Genomic DNA, 9,264 nt, shown 5'->3' on the forward strand with positions numbered 1-9,264 from the left:
AACCTTGGAAAAGATACAGATAATTTACCAATAATTCCAGGGATGATTGTCTCAACGAATATCTTAACGGGAAAGAAAACGGTTCTGGATTACTTGCTTAAACCGATAAACAAGGCGCGATCAGAGGCACTGCGCGAACGATAGTGCACGCCGCGCCGAACCACGGGCGCGGCAATGAAACAGTTCTTTAGAAAAAGCTTGCAAAGCTTGGCAGTCGGTTGCCTGGCTTTCGTACCGCCAGGTGTCGTTTTCCAAATTCCTTCCGTTCAAGCGCAAACTGCTCGGGTATATCCAGTACCGAGCGTGAAACCGTCCATCCCGTCCAGTGCTGCTGCGGCAAGAATTTCTGACGGTGTTTCGTTTATGCAGGTCCTTGCCAGAACGGAACAGCCTGGAATTAGTCTTCCGAAACCCTCTCTAGACAATCTTTCACGCAAGTGGCACGCGTTAAGTCTGCAAATCGAACACGATGTCAGGCTACTGAGCGCATGCAATGGGACATCCTGCCTATCTCCGTCCGGCCAGCGCTTCTCTGCAGCGATTGCCAAATTGAAGTTGCAGCCGAAAATGGAACGGGCACTTCTGGTCAAACGGCTGGTCGATAGGCGGATCGCCTATCGCCCGGACAGCGAGGGCCAAGACACTTGGTCGGCACCGCTTGAGACCCTGGAACGCGGATATGGCGATTGCGAAGACATCACATTTGCCACGTACACCCTGTTGCTACAGGCGGGCTTCGATGCGCAGGCCATGACCCTCCACCTGTTGCAAAACCGGCGCACGGGTCTCGGGCATGCCGTGATTGTGCTGCAGATGGCCGACGGCACCACTCTGGTATTCGACAATACCAAGCGGCGACTGACGGCATCGGTGGATCCGGGCTACCGGACGGTTGCCTCGATCCGGAACGGTGTGTTTCAACCCGCATCCGGCCTCATCGTCGCCAATCGTTCGCTGCCACCCCGCTTGTAACGCAACGCACCGTCACGAAAGCCTAGCCGGCTAGCGCGACCGCCGTCACTTCAGCAACAGCAGCCTCACCGTCGGCAACCAAGGTTGCCGTGGGAACTGCGACATTCATGTTGTTCATGCCGAATTCGGCAAATTCGACTGTTTCGCCACTCGTCGTTGTCGCGGTGCCGTAAGCAGATACCAAAACGCCATCGACCGTTTCATGACTGGCCTCAGCCGCGAGATTGATTTCCTCAATCCCGTGGTCGGAGAGCCCAAGCAGCTCGCCGAGATCGGTCAGCCCGTCGCTGTCCGCATCCACCCACATCTTGATTTCGGCAAACTGGTCATCGAGTGCGCTGATGAGGCCGTCCTGATTGCTGTCCAGCGTGGCAAGCGCTTCCAGACCGGAGGAGAAGTCTCCACCGTCGAAGCTCAGTGAGAACAATTCTGATCCGTTCTCGATTGCACCCGATCCGTCAAGGTCCATTGCCAGAATACCGTCATCCGGTGAGGTCCAGGAGCGTGCCACTCCGCCGTCGATTTCAAAGGCAAAGTCATCGGCTGTTTTGGCGAAGTAGGTTCCGTCACCGTTCAAGTCAAACGCCAACGGATCGGACTCGACAATGTATCTGTATGAATATGAGAAATCAGCGTATTCTGTTGCACCGCTGGGATTTCCCATTTCATTGGAAGCGGTGATTTTCACGCTGACATTGTTCATGAATATGTCGCCGCTCGGGGACTGATCAGTGTCATTCCCAATCAGTGACGCACCATAATTTGTCGGTGAAATGCTAATATCGATCTCGAACTTGTCGTGTTTGTTGTCACTCCCTCCGGAATTCTTGTCATAAGAATCTAGGTAGATACTCTCGTGGTTGATTTCCAGCGTCGTTGTCACGTCGCGCGTAATTGTATCTGACGTTGCATCATACACGTCATAGGTCACCTCAATGGTGATGACCTCATCGTCGTCGTCGAAATCCGCACGACCTTTAAGGAACAGGTTGAGAGACTTGGTCCAGGTGTCATCGACTGCAAGAGCAAACTCCTGGCTGCTCCCCTCTCTGAAAGGCTGCATTCGTTCATATGAGGTCAGCCCACTCGTCGCAAAGGTCCAGGTTCCGGTGCCTCCGAGCTGGTACGTGATCGTGTCGTCGTACCCCTCGTGGGTTGACACATCCAGATTGATATTGACATTCTCGCCGCTTTCCAGCAGCTGCACCGCAAAATTGTCGTTCAAGATTGTAACGGTATAGTTTAGCGAGGCTTGGTTCGTTGCCTCGTTCTCAAACCCAACCCATTCCACAGAGAAGTAGTCGTCGTATTCGAAGTCATGTTGCGCGTTGCTCACCGAAATATTGCTAATACGTGCTGTCACGTCGTCAGAAAGGTCGATATCCGACACGTTCACTGATCCGGTCCAGCTGCTTGGATTTCCGTCTTCGGCCAGGACACCAATGCTCGCGCTCGGATCGCCGACGGAATAACTAACATCGGCGGCATCGTCGCTGCCATTGATCGTGATCGTAACGGTCTCGGAGGCTGTGTTGTCTAGAGAGCTGACGGTGAAGGTCTCGGTTAGCGTGCTGCCGGGACCAAGTGCTTCGACATCGTCATGATGTGAATTGGAGCTGGTGTCGAGCGTGTAAGTCCAGCCGCCGTCTGCATAAGAATACTGTAAATCGCCATACTTGCCGCTTGTGGTTTTCACAGATGAGGACGTTGCCCCGTCTCTATCGGTGATCGAAAGCGTGCCTGTTACGGTGGTGGACGTGTTTTCAGTTACCGAACCCGATGTATTCCCGACAATGGTTGCGGTGTCATTTGTAGCGGAAACATTCACTGTTATGGTTTCGGTGCTTGAAGCGCCTTCGGTGTCGTATGCAGTTACGTCATAGGAAAAACTCTGATCCGCCGTCAGGCTCTCCAAAACACTGTCATCTGGTATAAAAACAAGCGCCCCGCTGCTGCGGGAGGGATCGTAGCTGAAGCTGCCAGGAATTTCGCCATTTGGATTGCTGATGGTGAAATAGTCGAAAGCGCCTTCGGTATCCGTAATCGAATAACTTATGGAAGCGGTACTGAAACTGTCGTTCCCGGACGTGTCGGAATAGCTGATATCCGTATCGTCGAGCGCGATCTGCGGGGCGTCATTGACGGCATTGACGGTCACCGTAACCGTCGCAGTATCCGTTGCCCCGTGGCTGTCGGACATTGTGTAGCTTAGCGTCGCCTCGCCGGAATAATCGTCAGCCGGCACATAGACGAGATCTCCATTGCTTTCCGAAACAGAGCCGCCGCCACTCACCACTTCAAAACTGCTGATCGAAAGATCGTCGCCGTCCACATCGGTGTCATTGTCGAGCACCTGGATCGTGACCGCTTCATCCTCGTTGGTTTCCGCGGTGTCGTCCACCGCGTCCGGTGCATCGTTCACGCCTTGAACGGCTACGGTGACCGTTGCGGTGTCCGTCCCGCCATTGCCATCAGACACCTGGTATTCAAACGTGTCATTTAGGCTTTCATCGCTTTTGAGCGCTTGAAGCGCGTCCGAACTGGTCGGGTCGTAATCAATCTCGTCGTAAACTCCGTCATCGTCGACGTCGATCAAAGTGAGGACTGCGCCGTTGGCCGAAGTTGCCGTCGTTGCGGCTGCATCACTGTCTGAGCCGGCGACGCCGGTTATCACGAGTGTGTCGCCCTCAGCGTCCGTATCGTTGTCAAGGAGACTGTCGATATCGATTGTTGTCACCACATCTTCAGTTATCAGAGCGTTGGTCACTCCAATAATGTCGGTGGAAGCTGCGTTTGTTGAAATACCGTCTACGGTGTCGCTAGTTGTTTCGCCCAAGACTGCGCTCGAAGTTCCGTCCGCGACAATATCACTGTCGGATCCGGCTCCCGCGAAGAGCGTTGGGTCAATGGCTGTTGTAACAGACGCGCCATTAGCATCAAATGCTGTTGCAACCTGCCCAGTGGTTTGACTGGTTGAAAAAACCGTGACTGGAATCGAACTTGCCACAGCTGTGTTCGTGTTGTTGATCTGGAGACTACCGGCCGTTGCCGCGTCGCCAAGCGTACCAGTGCCTGTGGTCAAGTCGTCTGAAACACTGTCATCCGCAGTGGTTGCTACCAGACTACTTGCGATGGTGTCGTCGCCCGCTTCCGGCGCATCGTTGACACCCTCGATTGTTAACGTAACCGTAGCAACATCCGTGGCGCCGTTGCCGTCGGACACTGTGTAACTGAAGGTGTCTTCCAGCGTTTCTCCGGCGCCGAGCGCCTGTAAGGCAGCCGCGTTGGAAGGGTCATAATACAGACCGTCGATCAAGCCGTCATTGTCGTTGTCTAAGAGGAAAAGCTCCGCACCGTTTGCACTCGCGCTATCAACATCTGTCAAGCTGAGACTGTCACCATCAATATCGGTGTCGTTCTCCAGAAGATCGGACGTAGAGATAGTAGCGCTATCGTCTTCGGACAGGTAAACGGTCAAGCTTGTATCAGCGGTCTCTGCCGTCGCGCCTTCAGGACCATAAACTGTTCCGTCCGGACCAACGTAGTTCCCTTCACTGTTCCGTATAAAAGTATAGACTGCGCCGGCGTCCTCAGCGGCATCGTCATCGCCAGGAGCGGAGACCGTTACGAAGCTGCCGTCTTCCGACACATCGACCGAAGTTCCAAACGCGTCGCCGCTCTCGCCATCCGGCGCTACCAGCTTTGCTATTTTGTTGCCTTCGTTGTCGAAAACATAGACCGATCCCGTTTGGTCGCCTTGAAGGGAGCTGCCGGAGGCTCCCACAACAACTACAGACCCATCGCTTGAAACGGCGAGAGAACTGCCGAAGTAAGTGTCTGTTCCATCGGCATCTGGCAGCAGCTTATCGACCTGGTTCCCGTCTTGGTCGAATACGTAAACCGCGCCGGCATCCGTCCCGACCTCATCATCGGATAGTGATCCGATCAGGATGACTGAACCATCCCTGGAGATGCCGAGACTCTCACCGAAGTTGAGTCCGTCAGCACCGTTTTCCGCAAACAACTCAAATCTCTGCTGTCCACTCTCGTCGAACACATAAACACTAGACTCTAAAATGACACCTCTATCAGTTGATCCAACCAGAAAGGTGGAGCCATCACCGGACACAGCCACCGATCCACCAAAGTGATCGTCCTCGCCGGCGTTATCAGGCGTCAGGGTGAAGATCTCATCGCCATTTCGGTTAAAGACAAAAACAGCACCGGTCGAAGGCCCATTGTTGTCGTTGCCGATCGCGCTGACGGCTATTCTTTCGCCGTCATCAGAAACAGCAAGGAAAGCGCCGAAATAGTGACTATCCGAATTATCGTCATCGGGCAGGAGCTTGCTTAGCTCATTGCCGTCCCCGTCGAAAACGTAGACGGCTCCTGCATCTGCGCCTTTGTCATCATCTCCCCACGCGCCGACCACAACCGTGGACCCATCGCCGGAAATGTCTGCTGAAGATCCGAATGAGTCGTCCCCTGAGCCATTCTCCGGTAACAACCTGGCGATCTCCTCGCCGCTTCCGTTGAATTGGAAAATCCCGCCTGAGTTTGCTTCCACGCCGTCGGCATTAGGCGCACCGACGATCATAAGCGTGCCATCTGCACTCACAGCGATTGCACTGCCGAACTGGTCATCTTTGCCGATATCGGAGCCGGTGAATTTCGCCGCAGTCAATTCGTAGCTGGTAACGTCCTCATCGTCACTTGCATCCGGCACATCGTTGACGCCCTCGATTGTCAACGTGACCGTTGCAACGTCCGTGCCGCCGTTTCCGTCCGAGACCTCATAGGCGAATGTGTCAGTAGCTGTCTCGCCGCCGGCGAGCGCCTGCAGCGAGCTGGACGACGTCGGATCGTAGGAAATCTCAAAACTTCCGTCCCCATCGCTGTCGCTTAAGGTAAGGGTGGCTCCCAAAACAGACTGGGTGCTCTGTGAGGCCGCATCGCTTTCGGACGTTGCCAAGCCCGAAACGTAGAGTGCGTCTCCTTCGATATCGGTGTCATTGCTGACGAGCTCTTCCTCGGTAATGATAATGCTTTCATCTTCGGAGAAATGGCCGGTTGTTGCAGATGCGCTCTCATCGGTGACGCCGTCAACACCGTAGACAAATCCGTCCTGGCCCACATAGGCACCACCGGTATTGCGGATAAACGTATAGGCGGAGCCGGAAGCCGCGCCATTGTCGTCATCTCCGCTTGCACCGACGATAATCATGGAGCCGTCATCGGATACGTCGACCGAGACACCGAAAAAGTCGTTTGCTCGACCGTCGTCGCCGGCCGTGAGCTTTGAAATGAGGCTGTAGTTTCCGTCATCATCGGCCGAGTAGACGAGTACGGCCCCTTTGCTGTCATCGCCGACAGCGCTAAGCGCAAGGATCGATCCGTCCGAAGAAGCCGCCACGGCGCTGCCGAATTTGTCACCACTCTCGCTGTCTGGAGCTGTAAGTTTTTCAAGTTGCACACCTGAACTGTCGAAGACATAGACAGCACCGGCATCAGACTCGTTATCAGCGTCCGCCTGGGCTCCGACGAGAATGATCGATCCATCTCCGGAAATTGCGATAGAGGATCCGAATTCATCGCTCTCAGGCGCTGTCAGCTGTGCGATCTGGTTGCCATCCCTGCTGTAGATATAAGCTGTCCCCGTGCCGCTGGTATTGGCATCGTTGTAGTCTTCTGCACTCACAACGATTGTGGATCCATCGGATGAGACGGCAACCGAACTACCAAAGCTGTCGCCAGCGGAGCCGTCGCTTGGCACGATTTTGCGAAGTTGGCGGCCGTTCCCGTTAAACAGGAAGACTGCGCCCGCGTACTCGCCTTTGTCGGCATCACCAACAGCGCCGACGACAATCGTGTTTCCATCGTCGGATATCGCAACGCTACTGCCAAACTCGTCGTCTTCTACGTCACGCTCATTTGCCGTGATGTATCGTGTCTGCTCGCCGTTGTCATCGAACAGGTAGACTCCACCGGCATTTCGATTGCTGTCGGCGAAAGGGTCATAAATCGAGGGTGTGTCGTGGCTTGGCGCACCAACTGCAATTGTCCCGGCGTCAGATGCCACTGCGACAGACCAGCCAAATTCGTCTCCATCGTCGCCCTCAGCGCCGTCCAGTATCGCGATCTGGTTTCCATCGCTGTCAAAGAGATAGGCATTGCCACGGCCGTCGTTGTTCCAGGCACCTACGACCGAGTACCCAGCTTCAGAAGAAACCGAGACAGCTCTCCCGAAAATGGCATTTGAGCTGGCATCACTCGCCTGTAGTTTCGATGCAGTCAGCGTGTCGTTGCTACGGATCGTGTCGTTTGTCGCCACTGGTGCGTCGTTAACGCCTTCAACCGTCACAGTAACGGTCGCCGTATCCATGCCGCCGTTGCCGTCCGAGACCGTGTAGCTGAAGCTATCGTCCAGTGTTTCACCTGAGCTCAGTTCCTGAAAGCGGTTAACGGCCGTTGGATCGTACGTCACCTCGTCGAAAACACCGTCACCATCAGTATCAACAAGCGCGACCTCGGCCCCGTGCGCGCTTGCAGTGTCAATTTCCGTGACGCTCAGAACATCGCCCTCAACATCAGTGTCATTGTCTAGAAGGTCGGCTGTTTCGATGATCGCGACCTCGTCTTCGCTCAAATTGCCGGCCGTCAGTTCTGTACCGGCGGTGTCATCGGTCGCCCCGCCTGCATTATAAACGGTGCCGTCAAATCCGACGTATTCGCCTTCTGCATTCCGGATGAATGTGTATACGGCTCCGGCTCCTGTGCCTGCATCATCGTCGTCGGAAGCACCGACCGCGATAACCGAACCGTCTTCTGAAACGGATAATGAGATGCCAAAGTCCGTTTTATCGACGTTATCGGGCGGGGTAAATTTGGCGATTTGGTTGCCTTGGGCGTCAAAAACATAGACCTTCCCGGTCTCATTGTTGCTGTCACTTGAGCTGACAGCAATGGTGGAACCATCTCCAGAAACCGCAATGGTTATTCCGAAAAACGCGCCATCCTCCGCATCGTCTGCAACCAGCTTTGCAAGTTGGGTGCCCGTCGCATCAAAGAGGTAGGCCGCACCTGCGTTGGTCTGATCGTCTGGATCCGCACCGTCGGCACCGACCGCAATAATGCCGCCATCGTCGGAAATTGCGATCGATGAACTAAAAAAGTCAACGTTAGATCCGTCATCCGCTGTCAGTTTGGCTGTCTGCTCACCGGTCTCGGCGTCAAATACATAAACGGAACCGGACGAGTTTCCTTTATCGTCATCAAATTCTGCACCCACAATGATGGTCAATCCATCAGCCGAGATGCCGACCGTATCGCCGAAATTGTCTAATGCCGCGCCATCTTCGGGTGTGAGTTTGCGCAGTTCGGTTCCGTCGCTATTGAAAATGTGAACCGCGCCGGAATCACGTCCATTGTCATCGTCATCTGGTGCTCCGACCACGATGATCGAGCCGTCGGAGGACACCGCCACGGACTTGCCGAAATAGTCCCGCGTCGCCGGGTTCTCAGGCGTCAGCTTCAAAAGTTGGATGCCATTTTCATCGAAAACGTAAACAGCGCCGGCCCCAAACCCGCTATCAAAACTCCCATCGTCCACTGAAGAGTTGTCGGCGACTGGTGCACCGACAACAATCCGTGTTCCGTCTGCTGAAACAGCGATAGCATCACCAAAACTGTCGCTTGAAGTACCGTCCTCGGCAAGCAGCTTGAGCCGCTCATTGCCGTTACCATCAAAAACATAGGCGGCGCCGGCACCCGACCCATTGTCATCTTCGTCTCCGGCTCCAACAACCAGCGTCGTTCCATCCGCCGACAACCCGACTGAGACGCCAAAACGATCAAAAATGTCTGCATCTCCGGATGTCATTTTCGATGCTGTCAGCGTAACGAAATCGCCAACATTGTCGTCTTCAGCCTCTGGCGCGTCGTTCACGCCCTCAACGGTTAATGTGACATAAGCAGTATCCGTGCCGCCGGTTCCGTCCGAGACCGTGTAGCTGAAGGTGTCGGTCGCCGTTTCGCTGTTGCCAAGCGCCTGAAGCGCGCCGGAAGCCGTCGGATCGTATGAAATCCCGTCATAACTGCCGTCGCTGTCAGTGTCGATCAGTGTGATTATCGCCCCGAGATCGCTCGTGGTGTCGACTGCCGAAACCGTCAGTTCGCGACCATCAACATCGGAGTCGTTGACCAGCAGTGTGTCTACGTCGATTGTGGCGGTCTCATCCTCGGTTACCAACCCTGGCGCCGTGTCGTCTTCCGCCTCGGGTGCATCGTTTTCGC

2 protein-coding genes and 1 pseudogene are annotated in these 9,264 nt (G+C 54.8%); 2 read left to right on the forward strand and 1 reads right to left on the reverse strand.

Annotated features, from left to right (window positions below):
- Window positions 1–144, forward strand: a pseudogene (locus E1180_RS22330) (HlyD family type I secretion periplasmic adaptor subunit); the annotation flags it as partial.
- Window positions 145–363: 219 nt separating this feature from the next.
- Window positions 364–972: a transglutaminase-like cysteine peptidase gene (locus E1180_RS22005; protein ID WP_280115205.1), complete on the forward strand. Its 609-nt coding sequence runs from the start codon at window positions 364–366 to the stop codon at window positions 970–972.
- A 22-nt stretch (window positions 973–994) separates the two neighbouring features.
- On the opposite strand, the gene E1180_RS00500 is transcribed toward E1180_RS22005, so the two are convergent.
- Window positions 995–9,264 (reverse strand): tandem-95 repeat protein (locus tag E1180_RS00500; protein ID WP_155189129.1); only part of this gene is annotated, 8,270 nt, incomplete at its 5' end.

The sequence above is a fragment of the Roseibium denhamense genome (assembly GCF_009711415.1).
In the GTDB taxonomy this organism is placed as follows: domain Bacteria; phylum Pseudomonadota; class Alphaproteobacteria; order Rhizobiales; family Stappiaceae; genus Roseibium; species Roseibium denhamense.

What these genes read in the sequence shown, in the direction of transcription:
- E1180_RS22005 (WP_280115205.1), top strand. Translation starts at nt 364, where the DNA reads ATGCAGGTCCTTGCCAGAACGGAACAGCCTGGAATTAGTCTTCCGAAA.